16 protein-coding genes and 1 tRNA gene are annotated in these 16,875 nt (G+C 59.7%); 2 read left to right on the top strand and 15 right to left on the bottom strand.

Annotated features, from left to right (window positions below; genetic code table 11):
* Positions 1–715: 715 nt before the first annotated feature.
* The 3 genes from DPV79_RS23560 to DPV79_RS23550 form a co-directional block, all read right to left on the bottom strand.
* The gene (locus DPV79_RS23560; protein ID WP_133295707.1) at positions 716–1,873 is read right to left on the bottom strand and encodes a hypothetical protein; all 1,158 of its coding nucleotides are present in this window, start codon (positions 1,871–1,873) and stop codon (positions 716–718) included.
* A gap of 154 nt (positions 1,874–2,027) precedes the next feature.
* The gene (locus DPV79_RS23555; RefSeq protein ID WP_113046602.1) at positions 2,028–3,320 is read right to left on the bottom strand and encodes a hypothetical protein; all 1,293 of its coding nucleotides are present in this window, start codon (positions 3,318–3,320) and stop codon (positions 2,028–2,030) included.
* Between the two features lie 212 nt (positions 3,321–3,532).
* A complete protein-coding gene (locus DPV79_RS23550) occupies positions 3,533–4,594 on the bottom strand; it encodes a hypothetical protein (RefSeq protein WP_113046601.1) in 1,062 nt (353 codons plus the stop codon).
* Between the two features lie 338 nt (positions 4,595–4,932).
* Between DPV79_RS23550 and DPV79_RS42205 the strand changes: the two genes are divergently transcribed.
* Both DPV79_RS42205 and DPV79_RS23545 read left to right on the top strand, forming a co-directional pair.
* Positions 4,933–5,175 (top strand): hypothetical protein, encoded by a 243-nt coding sequence (locus DPV79_RS42205; protein ID WP_133295706.1) that lies wholly within the window; start codon positions 4,933–4,935, stop codon positions 5,173–5,175.
* Positions 5,176–5,797: 622 nt separating this feature from the next.
* Entirely contained in the window at positions 5,798–6,511 is a 714-nt protein-coding gene (locus DPV79_RS23545; protein ID WP_113046599.1) for a MobA/MobL family protein, read from the top strand.
* Positions 6,512–7,215: 704 nt separating this feature from the next.
* Here the strand turns inward: DPV79_RS23545 and DPV79_RS23540 are convergent.
* From DPV79_RS23540 to petA, 12 genes are all read right to left on the bottom strand, one after another.
* The gene (locus DPV79_RS23540; RefSeq protein ID WP_244321802.1) at positions 7,216–8,463 is read right to left on the bottom strand and encodes a hypothetical protein; all 1,248 of its coding nucleotides are present in this window, start codon (positions 8,461–8,463) and stop codon (positions 7,216–7,218) included.
* A 97-nt stretch (positions 8,464–8,560) separates the two neighbouring features.
* Entirely contained in the window at positions 8,561–9,931 is a 1,371-nt protein-coding gene (locus DPV79_RS23535) for a DUF3987 domain-containing protein (RefSeq protein ID WP_113046597.1), read from the bottom strand.
* Positions 9,931–10,278, bottom strand: coding sequence for a hypothetical protein (locus DPV79_RS23530; RefSeq protein ID WP_244321801.1), 348 nt, complete (start codon positions 10,276–10,278; stop codon positions 9,931–9,933). Before DPV79_RS23530 ends, DPV79_RS23535 begins: the two co-directional genes overlap by 1 nt.
* Before the next feature lie 14 nt (positions 10,279–10,292).
* Positions 10,293–10,748, bottom strand: a complete 456-nt coding sequence (locus tag DPV79_RS23525; RefSeq protein ID WP_133295705.1) for a hypothetical protein — start codon at positions 10,746–10,748, stop codon at positions 10,293–10,295.
* A gap of 16 nt (positions 10,749–10,764) precedes the next feature.
* A complete protein-coding gene (locus DPV79_RS23520; RefSeq protein ID WP_244321800.1) occupies positions 10,765–11,052 on the bottom strand; it encodes a helix-turn-helix domain-containing protein in 288 nt (95 codons plus the stop codon).
* A 249-nt stretch (positions 11,053–11,301) separates the two neighbouring features.
* Entirely contained in the window at positions 11,302–12,396 is a 1,095-nt protein-coding gene (locus DPV79_RS23515; protein WP_113046593.1) for a hypothetical protein, read from the bottom strand.
* A 231-nt stretch (positions 12,397–12,627) separates the two neighbouring features.
* Positions 12,628–12,703: transfer RNA gene (locus DPV79_RS23510), tRNA-Thr, on the bottom strand.
* Positions 12,704–12,721: 18 nt separating this feature from the next.
* Complete coding sequence (locus DPV79_RS23505; protein ID WP_027788532.1) at positions 12,722–13,249, bottom strand: ClpXP protease specificity-enhancing factor; 528 nt, start codon at positions 13,247–13,249, stop codon at positions 12,722–12,724.
* A gap of 71 nt (positions 13,250–13,320) precedes the next feature.
* Positions 13,321–13,932, bottom strand: a complete 612-nt coding sequence (locus DPV79_RS23500) for a glutathione S-transferase N-terminal domain-containing protein (RefSeq protein ID WP_006400565.1) — start codon at positions 13,930–13,932, stop codon at positions 13,321–13,323.
* A gap of 92 nt (positions 13,933–14,024) precedes the next feature.
* Complete coding sequence (locus tag DPV79_RS23495) at positions 14,025–14,783, bottom strand: cytochrome c1 (RefSeq protein WP_021161843.1); 759 nt, start codon at positions 14,781–14,783, stop codon at positions 14,025–14,027.
* 21 nt (positions 14,784–14,804) lie between these two features.
* Positions 14,805–16,187: a cytochrome b gene (locus DPV79_RS23490; protein WP_113046591.1), complete on the bottom strand. Its 1,383-nt coding sequence runs from the start codon at positions 16,185–16,187 to the stop codon at positions 14,805–14,807.
* Complete coding sequence (gene petA, locus DPV79_RS23485; RefSeq protein WP_011350741.1) at positions 16,184–16,804, bottom strand: ubiquinol-cytochrome c reductase iron-sulfur subunit; 621 nt, start codon at positions 16,802–16,804, stop codon at positions 16,184–16,186. Before petA ends, DPV79_RS23490 begins: the two co-directional genes overlap by 4 nt.
* Positions 16,805–16,875 lie beyond the last annotated feature (71 nt).

Genomic DNA, 16,875 nt, shown 5'->3' with positions numbered 1-16,875 from the left:
CCATCAGGAACGGCTCGCATAGTCTTGCTCTAAGGGAAGTATCCCGGGATTGGCCTCCAGCCAAGTCCCGGTTGATCGAGTTTATATCCACCTCCGTCAGAAGCCTCCGGTTGCTATAAACTCTAAAAGAATGCTGGTGAGGGGTTGTAAATGCCCCTCACCAGTTGAAAGGGAAGAGATTATATTCGCCTCTCGGCTACTATAATCTCTTTAATAGATCGCTTCGCTCCGCTCGCTCACTACACACAAACCCTCCGTAGGTTCCCTCACGCAATTTGCGTGAGAGAGAAGGTGATGCAACTGCATCACCCGACCTATATGATTGGTAGCTGATACGATAAAAATTTACTTCGAATTACGAATTACTTCTGTACAAACTATCGGGCGTGAACGCCCTATCGTCTGGACAGAAGCAATGCGTTGTGTGTTCCAGCTTTTTCTCCTGAAGAGAAAATCACTGACGTTGCTCGCATGTTGCTCGCACAACGACACTGCGAGCGATGCGACATTTGAAAGCGCGTACTTCCCTCAAAAGAACGCGTGGGGCGGCGCCAGTCATCCGCGTGCGGGCCGGTGGAGTGTGATGCGCCCAATCAGCCCGTAGCGCCGTTCCATGCGCCCGCCGCACCCTTGACCTTACCCGATCGTCACGAACCGCCTGGCAGGGCTATATTGGGGCTACATCAATATCGACGATGTTGCCCGCGGCTGCTTGTCACGACATTGGCACAATCCTCGGGTCGCGCGCCTTGCCAAAGCGCTCAATGTACAGGCGGTTCAACCGGCTCGCCTCGGATTGCGCGCACCCGAGGAATTTGCGGATCGATACGAGATTGCGCTCCAGACGACCTGCCACAACCGCCTCGTGGATCTTCGCGATCTGGTGATCATCCTTCGACATGATGGGATCGGGACATACGCCGCTCGCGACCCGCTCTCCCTTGGCAACGGTCGCGACGTGAGTCATGCACTGCTCGACACGACCAGCGGGCGTCACTTCCGGCATCGGTACGACTGCTTCCCATTGCGACACAGTCGCGCTTCGGTCGGACGCGACTGCCGCACGACTAGCCGAGACTACCCCGAGTCCCACGAAGTACCACCCGAAGCAAGCCGCGCCTTCGACCACGACGACGAGCACGAAATTCATCAGCACATCCAGTCGCGCTTCGGTCGTGCCGAGCCACGGTGCGATCAGCGCAGTACCGGGTTCGGCGCGGCGCGACTCGCGCAGCTCTTCCGCACGACTGGCCTGGTCGCGAAGCCAATCTCGTTCGGTCGCACGACGCTTCGCCTCAATCGCCTCGGCATTGAGCACTGCGAGTCGCGCCGAAAGCTCCGCCTTGCGAATACGCAAAGCCCGGCATTCGCCCGCGCAGTGACGGGCTTCGACGTGCGCCAGGTCGATACTGACCTTCGCGATGTCCTGCTCGATCGCCGTCACGCTCCGATCGGCGGGCTCGGTCGCGACCGTAGGTACCGCGACTACCGCGACCGTCTGCGCCCGCTCGTCGGCCGCATGCCTGTTCGCGAGCGCCAGTACGTCCACCTGCCCTCTCAACACCGTGATCGCGGCGAGCAGCCACAGGACGATCAACGCGGCGCGGGTGCGGGTCCGCGCGAACCGCCAAAACATCGGCGCAAGATACATGTAGAGCGCTGCCACGAGCGACACCGCGACAGTCCAGATCTGCTCCGTCACCGTACCGGCACGCAGCATCGCGCCGTACACGGTGATCCCCAGCGAAGCAGTAGAGGGCAGTAGCGCCATGAGCCATGCGAACGTCCAGATCGCACGCGGCATCGAAATACGCGAATTTCGGGTCGCGGCCGGCGGGTCGGCCACCGACGAATTGAGATTGATTTTATTCATAGCTGACAGCCTTCACGCGCTGAGACGGTCCTATTCATGGCGCATCAGGCGGCGCGCCAAATGTTGGCTGCGCGGCCTGCATATGCAGGTAATTATGGGGAAAGGACAGCGGCATTAGACCCGCAGGGCTAACCTGCGGGCGTGCAGCAACAAATCAGCGCTGGGGGCGCGTGAGGGGTTCGAAGTAATCCGACTTGAGTGCGATATCGGCGTCAGCGCCATCCTGAAACGCCCAAATCCAACGCCATTCGCGCATGAGCTCGACAACACGGCGTACCCGCGCTTCGGTCAAATCGTCGCGAACGACCTCGGTACACAGCGCACGCATCGAGATCAAAAACGGCGGCCACGGGCGGGCTTGATAGTCACGGGCAACCAGACGCCGCATCGCACCGAACAGTTTCTGCGCGACGGGGTATTCGATCGGATACGCCGACGACAGCGTAACCGCGCGCTCGAATTCTTCGCTGAACAACAAGGAGAGCAGATATGCGGTCACCATCGTGTCCTCGGAAACGATCGAGCCTTCATCGCCCTCGAGCAGGTGCAGCAGGCCACCGATCGAGCACAAGATTCCAGGCAGACGCGCCGGGACAGCGCAGGCCGTAGGACACGATACATTTTTGGCGAGAAAGGCCTGCGCGGCTTCGCGCTCGCTCGCCACTATGTGGGCAGCCCCCGAGGACAGCGTCAATCGCTGCGGCACCAGATTGCGGCCGGTGCACATTGCGCGACGCTTCTTGCGCATCGGCACATCGAGTTGCTCATCGAACTTCGCGAGCGTTTCTGCGTGGTCCGGTTCCATGTCGATGTAGTTTTCGTGATAGGGCAGCAAATCAGAGACAGCGAACATCGACGACAGCGCATCCGCTCCGTCTGCGCCGAGCGCCTCAATGCCAGCAGCCACCGGCGCGTACGGGATAGCGCAATAGACGCTGATCGGGCTCGGCATTGCGCCGCCAGCCGACAAGGCACCGATCCGCCCGTGTTCAGCAGCACGGCGATGCGCCATCAGTGCATTGAAGCCGTACTCGCCCTCGAAAATGGCCGTCTTGTGGACGGCCTCCGCCCCGCAGCCCCAGGCGAGCTTCTGCATACGCCTTGCCAGACGCCGGCCCGTCTGCGGTGCGACAACCATCATCAAGTCGATCGCGAGCGAATGCTTGTTGCCCAATTCGTCGACCACGTACGCGGTATCGCGAAATGCCAGACTGCTCTCGGCGAAGACCTGCAGGATGCCCGCCGCGGGGCCGATGCGGTGCTCGGCGGCCTTCGCAAATGCCACGTCTGCGCGGCTCGCCCCGATTCCGTTCAGGGCCGAGTTGATGCTCAACATGGAGCACGGCGGCAGGGGCAGACGTTCGTGGTGCGCTTCCTTTTCGGGGCACCCGTAGCGCTCCTCGGCAGACTCGACCGATGCGTCGTCACTCAGGTGGGTTTGCTGCATGTCAATATCTCCACGGTTAAGGAACCGTCGAGCCTAATGACACGTTCGATACTGGGGCAGTGACTGCCCGAAGTAAAAAAATACCGCGAGCACGCGCTTGCAGCAGCGGAAGATTTCCGTCTTGCCTCGACGACAGAAATAGGAAAATCTAGCTGGTGGTTGCCGCACTCAGACCAGTCCCACAGGAACCTGGTTCGTCGGGGTCGCGGCGATCATTTCGCTGCGTTCTGGTACGCGTCGCGAATCTCGCCGGCGCGGTTGAGCCATGTCGAAACCAGCGCATACACGTCGCCGAACGGATTCCCCTGCTTCTTCAATGGCGCCTCAAGCTCGGGCAAGACGGCCTTGATGGCGTCATCTCGCGTGCGCCAGCCTGTATCCGGCCGCAGGTCCTTCAGCAGCCGAGCGCACTCGCTCCGTGTCTTTTCATACAGCTTCACGACCCTAGTCACCCCGCCCTTCGAGGCCCGCTTACTGTGCGTCATACGCGCGTGCGCGACCGCGTAGTGACCGTCGGCTTTGCCAAGGCAGAATCTGGCGGACGACAAAAAGAACCACGCTTCCTCGCACACGCCCAGCTTCGCGGCCCGTTCAGCTCTCGCCAGAAATTGAAATGCCTCGAACAGGTAACCGCGATGCTCTTCATCGGGCACATCCTCGGGCCCCCGGGGGTAGTCCGCAATCAGGCCCGTTTCGATCTGCTGCGCTTCGCCCGAATCGTCGCGGTTCGTTCGCGCTTCCAGCCACGCATTGACGCGACGCATGTACGCCTCGAAGGCCATCCCCGAGCCGCGCAGGTCGAACGGGAATCTCAGCGTGTCGCGCACCCGGGCGATCTCCGTCGGTAAGTCTGCGATCTGAATGCTGTCATCGTTCGGAAAGGTCTTCGATGGCTTCATTTCGAACCGCGTGTCGACGTCACCTGTTTGCGACACATCGCCACGACCGAACCCGCGGTCAAGGTTTGCGCCGACTGACAGGTACGGCTCGCCGGTGCCGGCACCACGTATGGTGGACTGCGCCTTGGCGGGCCCTGAATCGTTCCGTGCAGCGTTGGCCGCATCCCGCGCCCGGTAATAGGCGGACTTGAATCCATTGAACGACAGTTGCAGCCTTTCTTCCCCCAGGCGGGTCCAGATCTTCCTGAGCGTAAAGCCTTTATCAAGCAACGCGGTGATCTCGGGCTCGATCTGGCGGATCTGCGCTGTCGCAGTGTCGGGCGCCTCCCGTTGCTCGAGATCGCGCAGCGCTTCCAGCAGAGCTTGTTTCGACATGGCGAAAAACGGGTTACAAACAAACGCGCCATTCTGAAACTTTATGAAACTTATCGCAACCCACTCGCTGCCTGCTCGCCGTATGAAACGATGCCCGGCGTCTGGCGAGGTCGGCTCAGCCGTTTCCGAATTGCACCAGTCCGACGAGAACGACAAGTCGATCGCACCGGCGCAGTGGATGCGGCAAGCTTCAGCGCCGATCAGCGATTTGTCATCGACATGTTGGCGAGACGATGGGCACAAACGGGTTGGCGTCGGTCGGTCACCGGTCTATCATCGCCACGTGGTGCCGTCGATATGCGTCCGCTTGCCGGGCTAGCGAAAACGGAGAGAAAGCCATGCACGCCGATCCCGTGGAATACAAAAAGTCGACCATCATGCCTCTGGCCTCGCTTTCGATACCGGGTTACGCAGCGACCGCACTTGTTACACGCAACGGCGGCAAACAGGAAGGATTCGGCATCCTCGGCTATTTTGCATCCGAGAAAGTGCGGAGCCGATCCAATCGGCACGATCAAGACTCTCGCAATTGCACGAGACTTCGCGGCTTGTTCAGTCCAATTGCCGACGACGTCGAGTGAGGGCAACGAGTAGCGGCCCCAGGTGCTTCATGATCTGGCCAAGGTACCGCTCGCGCGTCCGGCTCAGTAGCCGGCATCCGGGCAAGTCGCTCAAACTGAGTATCGATCTCGCGTAAGACAGGCTGCCGTTCGTAATGTGTGACGCTCAATCCCTCCAGGACCATTTGATAACGGTCAGCGTCCAGACATCACAGAGATCGATGAACTGCGCGTAAATGATCGTTGACGTGCTCTTCGAGAGCCGTCTCTATCACGGCACTTTGCTACGCGAAGTATTCTTCTCGCCTATCGGAGCCATGTTCGGCTAGACACTCTTCGACACGGCCATCGAGACCGCATTCCCTTCGGCATCGCTTGACATCGGTCTCTCTAATGCTTGAGTATTTTTTTACTGTGCATCTCATGGTGTGAGATGAGTATTCACAGTCATGGGTAGAGAATAGTTTTAGTAGAACAAGGGTGTCCATCCTCAGTCGCTAGTAAAGGAGAGGGTGAATCAGGATGCGCACTTACCATTTCTCTCTGAACACGTGAAAACGCAGTGAATTGCCCATCTCACTCATGACCAGCGACATAGCGCTTGCTGGTCTTTTATTCACGCACGAGAAAGGGTAGTTTCACCATGGCAAGTTTCCACCACACCATCAAAAGCGGCAAGAAGGGTTCCGCAATGGATCACGGCGCATACATCACAAGAAAGGGCAAGCACAACAAACGTGAGGAGGATCTGGTCGCCTCCGGTCAGGGCAACATGCCGAGCTGGGCACAGGAAGATGCATCTGCGTTCTGGAAGGCTGGCGATAAATACGAACGCGCCAATGGCGCCGTATACCGCGAACACGAAATCGCTCTGCCAGACGAACTCACGCGCGAACAACAGAAGGAGTTGGTCGAGCAGATCATATCAGGGCTGGTAGGCAACAAGCCTTTCCAGTATGCAATTCACGCGCCGAATGCTGCACTCGGAAGCGGCTCGAACACACATGTTCACCTGATGTTCTCCGACCGCGAGGAAGACGGTATTGAGCGATCACCTGAACAGACGTTCCGTCGTTACAACGCGAAGCATCCCGAGCGCGGTGGCCGCAAAAAAGGTAGTGGCGGGAAGAACCGGATGGAACTCCGCGACGAGCTGATTGCTACGCGAAAGAAATGCGCTGATCTGCAAAACACTGCGCTGGAGAAGTACGGCCACGCGGCTCGCGTCGATCATCGAACGCTCGAGGACCAGGGTATCGGCCGGTCGCCTGAACGACACCTAGGTCAAGCCCGGATTCGCGCCATGTCAAAGGAAGATCGGGAACAGTACAGCGCACAAAGGCAGCAGCTTTCGTGACGGTAACATGCTGTCAACGAATGCCATGAATAGAGCGTGGGAAAGCCGGCAGGCTACGCCTGCCGATAGCGATGAAACGCTGAGACAATTTCACATCCGCACCTATCCCGTTCCGTTGACTGACGGAGGACAGCGTACCCTCGACAGGAAACGCGTTCGCTCGCGGAGTCCTGTACCGAAGAGTTGTCGAAGAATCGCTGTCTTGGGTACTGACGAAGATGCATCGCCGCAAGAAAGTGAAGGGCCAATTTTCGAAGGCGACACTTGCTGACCAGTACGTTCACTCGATAATGTCGATCATCGACGATCACGAACGGCAACGAGCATCGCAAACGTCTAAACGCTGCCGTCGGCCCGCTCGGATTTCCACTACGGCCGATAGCGCCAATTGAAGTGGCGCCCCGCCGCGGATCATCGCGCAACGCAACCCACAATCTACGAGAAATTTTCCAACGATCTGCCGCGTGAAAATTCTATGGCGTACGCAGATATGTGGACAACAAATTCTTCGCCACCTTTCTTGCAAATCTTCCTTCGAGATTTTCTGCAAAACAGGAAGAGAAAGCTCGCTTTGGCGATCAGCGCCCGGGGGCCTTACGCCCGGCCCCCGTGAAACCGGAAAAATCAGCGACCCAGTGAAATCAATGGCTTAGGCGTTTTGGATACAGTTTTTTCGGGCGCGTTCCTCATGCGCCGACGCGGATCTACGTCGCCTTCTCGCCTCCGCCGATCGACCGGCGCGAGGCTCGCGCCTTTCGCTCGCGCATTCCAAAATACTCTCCCCGAGGCTCGTCCTTGAGGCGCACCAGGGCGCGGCGCATCGCCAGATAGCCCAGCATTTCCTTGAGCCTTGCACGCCGTATGGCGTCACCGGCACAAACCTGTCCATGCACCCCGTTCCGACCATAGACCCAGGGGTTCCGGTCGCTGCGAATATAGGCTCCCCTGCCCTCTGTCGCCGCTGTAACCCAATACCGGCCGATCTGATCGGCGTGGTCTTCAAGGGCCGCGCCGACCTGACTGGCTTCCACCGCTTTGTCGTCGAGTACCCTTTGCAGATCGGCGGTATCGAACAGCAGCGTAAGATATAGGTCATACCCGCCCTCCAACGACGGCATGATGGCCCAGACGTACCCGGGGTTGGCCGTGAACAGTGCCGGCTTTCGTCTCATCCGGTCGAAGAATTGCGTCCGGCACGCCCGCAGCGTCTGAAGCTCACGATGCAGGTCCGCCGCCGATGCCGTAAGCGGGTTTAGACGCTCTTTCGAATGAAACAGGCGGATGTGCAGCACGGTCAAGCTCAGATGCTGCGCGAACAGGTCATCCACATAGGCACTCACATTTGCATCGTTTTCCCGGCTGCCCAAGGTCCAGTTGTGCAGGTCGTGCCGAAGCGACTTGTGGGAGCCCATCGCCGCCCGGAATTGATCCACAAAATCGTTGTAGACCTCGGCACGGAGGCGGCCCGTGAAATCGACAGGGCCATTGATATCGCGATCAAGACACGTACAGATCGGATGGCTGAAAAACACGTCTATCAACAACCGCAGATGAGGTGCGAGCAGTAGCTGCCCGGTTGCCGGATGCGATGCGGAAAAAAGCGATTGGTGGGCGGACATAGCGTTCAGGATATGTGCCATCTCCTCCGCGACGGTCGACCAGGTATTCGGATGTGCAGTTCTGGCGTCCCGCATCCAGTCGGTGAGATTAGTCTCGCCGTAAGGCCGCGCTGCATCCGCACGATCCTGGAAGATCGAGTCCGTAACGACAAAAGGTTTAAACCAGGCCGTCTGCGACAACCAGACGAGGCGGTCGAGCCTTGCCAGAAATCCGATCCCCGGACCGTCCAAGAGGAATTCACTACCATCATGGTCGACGTGCGAGTTCAGGCTGCGATCAATGTGTGCGGCAAGTTCGTGGAACCTTTTGGACGAAAATTCTGGCAGGTTCATGAAGGGGTTTTGACGCATGGTAATCGATACCGTGTGGCGCAGTATGGCCGGCAAAACGCCCCGTTTGCCGAGACGCAAACGGGGCTCGATGGAATGATCAAAGGAGCGGCGGCATATAGGGCGAACTGACCGGCAGTTCCACGAAATCAACGCGGCGGCCATTAATCGTGCGCGGCACCAGCCGGAGCTGGCCTGCAGCGTAGAGCGCCATGAGAGCAAATTTGGTGCGCGACGGCATCCACTTAATGTTCTTTGCCAATGTCACGATTTCCGATTCGCGGATACCGAACATGTTGCGCGCTCGCATTTCCCTGACAACCCTGGGCATGAGTTCGTACGCATCCAGTTCGTCCTGGGGCTCCGCTTCGGGCGGAAGCACGGTACCAAGCCACTGGCCGGTAAGATAGTTAGCCACGACCGTCGCGGCGAACATCGATTCCTGCGCAATAACGGGCCCTGTACCCTCGTAGAGCTGGAAAAGGCCAGCCAGTACGCTCACGCGCTCGTGGTAACGCCTCGCCATCGCCGAGGCCTCACGAAACACGCCCTGTGCGACCATGAAGTCGATCTGCTGCTGTGCCTGATTCAGCACATAGCCAGCATCGACGGCCACATCAAGTGCAGGCAGATTGGCGAGATGACGCTCGCCATTGGACTTTGCCCGGTCCAGCAGGACCGACACCGTCTCGTCCCAGTCGTCCAGCCCCCCGTCGGCCTGCGGGTACCATCCGATCGCGCTCTTGTTGCTTTCCTCCTTCGACCGGACCATCCACACACGCTGAAGAAAGCCCGATCCCAGCCCTTTCTTGCGATGCTTGCCGAGCCACTCGTCGTAACGATCTGGCTGAATCAAGACAACGATCGTGAAACGCGTCCGCGCCTTCTTCTTGCGATCGCCACCCACGTCTTTCGCTCGCGTGACCACGGGAACAAATCCATCGCGCAGGCTAATCTGCAACGCGAAGTCCTTGCCGAAAGTGGTCTCGAAGAACGCATCGCCTTCCTCGCACCCGCAGAGCCCGAGCACGGGCGACACCCGCTTGATGCCCTGCGGGGTCGAGTCGTCGAAGTCCCATTGATGCGGCCAGTCGGCCATTGCCGCATGAACCGGCCGCATCAGGCGCACGAAGGTTGCCGATTTACCGCCAAAGGGCACGCCGACAACATGCACGATGGTGCTCAGGGGCATGGGATCACCCTTGCTGTCCAGCACGTTGCTGACACCCTGGCACACGAAGCTCAATACGCCGAGCACATTGCCAAGCGCGATATCCAGAGGCACCCCGTAAGTGCCGTGCAGGTTCCAGACGACCTTGCGCAGCCGCGGCGGCAATGCGCTCACCGCGTCGAGTGCGCTCGCGAACTGGCCGAATACGGGCGAGGTGTTACGGTCGCCAAGGAACTGCCGCTGGCTATAGTTCGGCGAGGGCATATAGCCCCCGCCAGACGTATATGCGGGGGTGTGCATCAGTTGCCCTCCTCGTTTGCACTGGCTTGCTGCGCGCTATCCGACTCGATAGCAGCCGCGGCGTAGGCCACCTTGCCCGGCACCGGCTCGCCACGGCGTTTCGCTTCGGCTTCCAGCAGTTCGTCGAAGATCTTGATGTTGATCGATAGGCCGCACTCGGCCAGCGTTTTGACGATCGAACTCTTCGACACATCTGCATTGAGCTTCACGCGAATGCCTTCGTACAGCTCGGTGAACAATTCGGCGCGCTCGCGGTCGCGCTTGACCTTGGGCGATTCGAGTGCGCCGACGGCCTTCTTGAGCGACTCGATATCGACCTTTCCTGCTTCGGTGATGTTTTTTTTCATATTCATGTTCCGCATTACGCCCCGCGCAGTTGGGCACGGATAGCGCGCAGTTCGGTCGTGCCGTTCAGTTCGTGCAGTTCCAGGCCAGCGAGGGCGGCACGGATTCGAGCCAGCTCGGCGTCTACGTCCAGTGCATCACCGCGCAACTTCACGGCCACCGCCTTCTTCAAAAGGCGCATCAGTTGAGCACGCTGCCAGGCGCGCATCGCCTTTTCTTCCGCCAATTTGGCACAGCGAGCCAGCCTGTCCTGGCGGGTCATCCGTTCAATTTCCTCGTCCATCTCCGGAGTCCAGGTATCGGCGATATGCCGATTGAGCTCGTTGACCTCGTCGATGCTCAAGCGCCTGGTTTCGTCACGCCGGTTGTCACCTGCATCTTGCAAGTTCAGGCGCTCCGGTTTGATGGCCTGCGTTGCGGATTTGTCTTTGAAAATATCGCCGAATGCCTCGGCGAAGTCGCTGGCGTACATGCCCCTCTTATGCATGTTAGGCCCCCATCAGCGATGCGCGAACGTCAGCCGCCTTGAAATACCAGCGGCGGCCAAAACGACGGGGTTTGAGGCCGTGATGAGCCCCCATGCTGCTGAGGTTCTTGCGGATCGTCTGGGGCTCGCAGCGCAGATAGGCCGCGACCTCGTTCGTCGTCCAGAACTCGCTCGAGGCGGCCGACACTGCCGTGGACGAAGCGATAACCGCTTCCGTCGCGGCGGCCTGCAGGTTGGGATTGTTGCCGCAGTCAACCGTGGCTGCGGCCGCACATTGCATATTCATCATGCTGCTCCTAATAAGAACGATTTCGTGAAGTCGCCGCCATTGATGTGGATCGATCAAGGGCGAGCGACTTGGAGCAAGCGTGATCTACGGTGATATTTGCGCCGGATCACCGTAGGCAAAAACCTTGTGCGTCAACGAGGCGCATCGCGAATCACCGTAGCAGGCGCACGTCAACCTGCCGGATTACCGCAGGACCGGCATTTTCAGAGGCTGGGGGAGGACGCGCGCTGATGGGTCGGAAGACGCCGCTCACGCGCGGCAGCGTGCGGTATCGAAGTCCCGATTCAGTTCGGACTCGCGGCCCCACATGGCTCGCCAATCAGAAAGCTCAGCGTGAGCTTCGAATACCCTGTCGAGAATCAGCAGACTTATCTTCCGGCCAGCCCCCTTCTCCCCATCGCGACGGCCAGTCTTCACTGGCACACCCTGAGCAAGCATGCTGGCGATCATCACCGGATGCCAGACGGCCTCTGTTCCCTTAGCGAAGTTGGACATTCTCGCTGGCGCAAGCCATGCAGGCGCGTCCCCCAACATCTTGGACCATTCGGTCGACGTCTTCTCGAGGCACCTGCCAAAGCACTTGGCGATGTCCCCTGAAGTGATATAGCGCGGCTGGTTTTCCTCGTCCAGTAAGCGGCGAATGAATCCGTAGACTTTTATCTGCTTTTCTAATTTTCTTTCGTCTAGCCCGCCGGGATGTGCGGATTGTCGCTTGGGGGCAGCCGGTGGCATTGCCTCCTCGTCGCAAGCACCGTCCCGTGGCGATTGAGATTCTGAGCCGGAAACGATCGGATTGCGGTAGAGGATCGGTAAGACTTCTTGTGTCTCAAAGACAAGGGCGTCGAACCACTCGCGCTCCGACCGGCTCATCGCCACGGGATACCGTACCGATATCGCCGGATCGAATAGTCGCTCACCATTCAGAATCGCCCAGAAAACCTGTCGGGCATCTTGCACCGTCTGCCCCAACATGGACATCGCCCGGTCCCGTTCGTCCGACCGTAGCCGAAGGGGATTCCCGGTTACCAGTTGATTTTTCCAGACTAGCTCGAACTCACCAAGTTCGGTAAATGCCTCGAATAGGTATCCGGCTGCAGTGCCGCGCCGGAAAATGTTCACCAACTTCGGCTCGGGAGGAAACAATATCGACCGAGTTCGACGCTGTGCCGCCAACGCCAACTGCCACTGAGTGTCATAGGCCGTGATGCGCTGCGCGATTTCGGTCGAAATTTCGACACCGTGCACGCCCACCCAGTCGATCAGATCATTCAATCTGACGTACGGTTGCGATAGTAATGAATCTTCCTTGGCCGCTCGATCAGGATGCTCGGTTTCCAACATCATCGGCTCTATCTCGTTGCTGGTTGAAACGATTTACACAGTCGCGGAAAAACAACGCGCGACATGGCCGCCGGGAACTCTCTCGTCGGCCATTTTTCGGCAAAGACCAACATGCCCAGATCGTCAGCCGCATCAAGGTCGACTTTCGTTGATCGAAAACGCCTACACAGAGCCTACACGGCACATGAAAAAGAAAAGGGTTACGCGAAAACTCGCGTAACCCTTTGATTTTGTTGGTGCCGGCTGCAGGACTCGAACCCGCCACCTGATGATTACAAATCAACTGCTCTACCAGATGAGCTAAGCCGGCGTAGCGCGAGATTCTACCTCATTTCACGATCTTGAGGCGAGGTCTGTTGCCACCTTTCGAACCGTCGCCATCGCCGTCGGTTTTCGGCGGTTCGTCGGCGCCTTCGGAGGGTTCCTCGTTCGCGCCGCGGTCGGCAACCGGCGTCAACGCAGCAGGCGACTCGTCGCGCTGCGCGTCATCCGCCTGCGCGGCTTCTTCGTCGAACGCGCCCGAATCCTCGCCTTCGCCCGCAACCGCATCGACCTGGAACGCCATCCCCTGCCCGTTCTCGCGCGCATAGATCGCGAGCACGTTGGCAACCGGAATCTCGATCTTGTGCGCCTTCCCGGAGAACCGGGCCGTGAACTCGATCCACTCGTTGCCCATCTGCAACTGGCTCGTCGCCTCGAAGCTGATGTTGAGCACGATCTCGCCGTCACGCACGAACTGACGCGGCACGCGCGTCGAGTTGTCGACCCTCACCGCGATATGCGGTGTGTAACCGTTATCGGTGCACCACTCGTACAGCGCGCGCAGCAGATAAGGCTTCGTTGAAATCTCTTGCATCACAATCCTCGAACCCGGAGCGGGCGCGCGGCACGCCGCGCCGCCCTCCCCGTCTTGCCTTCATTGCATCATCAACGACGCATGACCTTTTCGGACGGCGTCAGTGCTTCGATATAGGCCGGACGGCTGAAGATCCGCTCGGCGTACTTCATCAGCGGCGCGGCGTTCTTCGACAGCTCGATGCCGTAGTGATCCAGACGCCACAGCAGCGGCGCGATCGCGACGTCAAGCATCGAGAATTCCTCGCCGAGCATGTACTTGTTCTTCACGAAGATCGGCGCGAGCTGCGTCAGGCGATCGCGGATCGCGAGGCGTGCCTTCTCGTGATTCTTCTCCGCTGCCTTGCCCTTCTCGTTCTCGAGCGTGCTGACGTGGACGAACAGTTCCTTCTCGAAGTTGAGCAGGAACAGGCGTGCACGTGCGCGCTGCACGGGGTCGGCCGGCATCAGTTGCGGGTGCGGGAAGCGCTCGTCGATGTACTCGTTGATGATGTTCGATTCGTACAGGATCAGGTCGCGCTCGACCAGGATCGGCACCTGACCGTACGGGTTCATCACCGAAATGTCTTCCGGCTTGTTGAACAGGTCGACGTCACGGATTTCGAAGTCCATGCCCTTCTCGAACAGCACCAGCCGGCAACGCTGGGAGAACGGGCAAGTTGTGCCGGAATACAGAACCATCATGTTTGCGTTTCCTCAAAAAAGCCGAGGGCCGGCACGCGGCGAACCTCCTTCCGGGGTCCACCTTGCGCCGGCCCCACGCCGGTCAGGCGTGATTACTTGATATCTTTCCAGTACGCGGCATTGAGCCGCCAGGCCAGGAAAGTCAGGACACCGAGAAAGATCAGCACCCACACGCCGAGGCGTTTGCGGGTCTGCTGAGCCGGCTCGGACATCCAGGTCATGTACGCCACCAGGTCGGCAACCGCAGCATCATAATCCACCGCGGACAGTGTCCCCGGCGTGACCTGCTGGAAGCCGACGAGCGTATGGACCTTCTCGCCCGTCTCCTCGTCCGTCTTGTCTTCGAATTTGGCGGTGCGCTGCCCCTGCAGTTGCCACAATACATGGGGCATGCCGACGTTCTCGAACACCGCGTTGTTCCAGCCGGTCGGCCGCGTATCGTCGCGGTAGAAGCTGCGCAGATACGTATACAGCCAGTCGCGGCCGCGCGCGCGCTCCTCGACCGACAGGTCGGGCGGCGAGGTGCCGAGCCAGTTCTTCGCGTCTTCAGGCCGCATCGCGACGGACATCGTGTTGCCGACCTTGTCGGTCGTGAACAGGAGATTCTTTTCGATCTCCTTCTGGGATATGCCCAGATCCGTCAGACGGTTGTAGCGCATCAGGTTCGCGCTGTGGCAGTTCAGGCAATAGTTTACAAACAATTGCGCGCCGTGCTGAAGCGAAACGAGATTTTCCGTGTTATCGGGCGCCCGGTCGAGCGGAAAATTACCTTCCGCCCGCACCGCCGGTGCCACCAGCAGCGCACACGCGGTCGCCCCGATCAGCGCGAGTGTCGAAAGCAGTTTCTTCATGTCGTTCTCTCCTCGCTCACGTTAATGGGGCTTGAAGCGCACCCGCTCCGGCGGCTGCTTGAACGTGCCAAGCGGCGTCCAGACGGGCATGCCGAGGAAGAACGCGAAGTAGATCAGCGCGCAACACTGCGCGATCAGCGTGGCCGCCGGCGATGGTGGCCGCGTGCCGAGGAATGCGAGGGTCAGGAACGCCGCGACGAAGATCCCGAGGAACACCTTGTGGAACAGCGGCCGGTAGCGGATCGACTTCACCGGGCTCCGGTCGAGCCACGGCAGGAAGAACAGCGTGATCACCGCCGAACCCATCACGACGACGCCCCAGAACTTCGACTCCGTCAGGTACATGAAGACGACGATCGCCGCGGCCAGCAACGGCAACCCGGCCTTCCACTTGCCGCGCGCGCGGATCAGCGCGAGCACGCCGAGCAGCGCGATGACGATCATCAGGACGATCTTGAACGGGTCGGTGGTCGCGCGCAGCATCGCGTAGAACGCGGTGAAGTACCAGACCGGCGCGATCTCGGGCGGCGTCTGCAACGGGTTCGCCGGGACGAAGTTGTTCGCCTCGAGGAAGTAGCCGCCCATCTCCGGCGAGAAGAACACGATCAGTGCGAATACCATCAGGAACACGCACACGCCGAGGAAATCGTGCACCGAGTAGTACGGGTGGAACGGGATGCCGTCGAGCGGAACGCCGTTCTCGTCCTTCTTCGCCTTGATCTCGATGCCGTCCGGGTTGTTCGACCCCACTTCGTGCAGCGCGACGAGGTGCGCGATCACGAGGCCGACCAGCACGAGCGGAATCGCGATCACGTGGAACGCGAAGAAGCGGTTCAACGTGACGTCCGACACGACGTAGTCGCCGCGAATCCACAGCGACAGGTCGGGGCCGACGAACGGGATCGCCGAGAACAGGTTCACGATCACCTGCGCGCCCCAGAACGACATCTGGCCCCACGGCAGCAGGTAACCGAAGAACGCCTCGGCCATCAGGCACAGGAAGATCGCACAGCCGAAGATCCACACGAGCTCGCGCGGCTTGCGGTACGACCCGTAAAGCAGCCCGCGGAACATGTGCAGATAGACGACCACGAAGAACATCGACGCGCCCGTGGAGTGCATGTAGCGGATCAGCCAGCCCCACGGCACCTCGCGCATGATGTACTCGACCGACGCAAACGCGAGCGTCGAGTCGGGCTTGTAGTTCATCGTCAGGAAGATGCCGGTGACGATCTGGTTGACGAGCACCAGCAGCGCGAGGGAGCCGAAGAAGTACCAGAAGTTGAAGTTCTTCGGCGCGTAGTACTCGGAAACGTGCTTTTTCCAGGTGGACGTGAGCGGGAAGCGCTGATCGATCCAGCCGGTGAGACCTGTCGTGGAGACTTCCTTGTTGTCGGCCATCACGCTTCTCCTTTCTCGTCCTTGCCGATCACGAGGGTCGTCGCCGACGTGAACATGTAGGGCGGGATGTCGAGATTCTGAGGCGCCGGCTTGTTCTTGAACACACGGCCGGCGAGGTCGTAGGTCGAACCGTGGCACGGGCAGAGAAAACCGCCCGGCCAGTCGTCCGGCAGGTTCGGCTGCGGACCCGGCGTGAAGCGCTGGCTTGGCGTGCAGCCGAGGTGCGTACACACGGCCATCACGACGAGAATGTTCTTGCGATCGGCCCGCGAGCGATATTCGTTCGCACAATACGCGGGCAACGGCATCGTATAGGGCTTTTCGGTGGTCGGATCGGCCACTTCCTTGTCGGCCTTGACCACGTCGGCAAGCATCGCGTCGGTGCGGTTCAGGATCCACACCGGCTTGCCGCGCCACGGCACGGTCACCATTTCACCGGGCTTCAGCCCGCTGATGTCGACCTCGACCGGTGCTCCGGCCGCTTTCGCTTTCGCGGACGGCGCAAGCGACGCCGCGAAAGGTATGACGGTGGCTACGCCTCCTACGCCACCTGCTACGGATGTCGCAATCAGCCAGGTACGGCGGCCGCTGTCGACGCGTTTCTCTTCCTTGTCTCGCATCACACGCCCCACTTCTGAGTTGGATTTTCCGTCACGACTTTCCATTCCGCCGCTAGTTTGCTCGAATGGAG

The organism is Burkholderia reimsis (genome assembly GCF_003294055.1).
Taxonomy (GTDB): domain Bacteria; phylum Pseudomonadota; class Gammaproteobacteria; order Burkholderiales; family Burkholderiaceae; genus Burkholderia; species Burkholderia cepacia.
The sequence above is the reverse complement of the archived record's forward strand: the minus strand, read 5'-3'. Positions and strand labels throughout refer to the sequence as shown.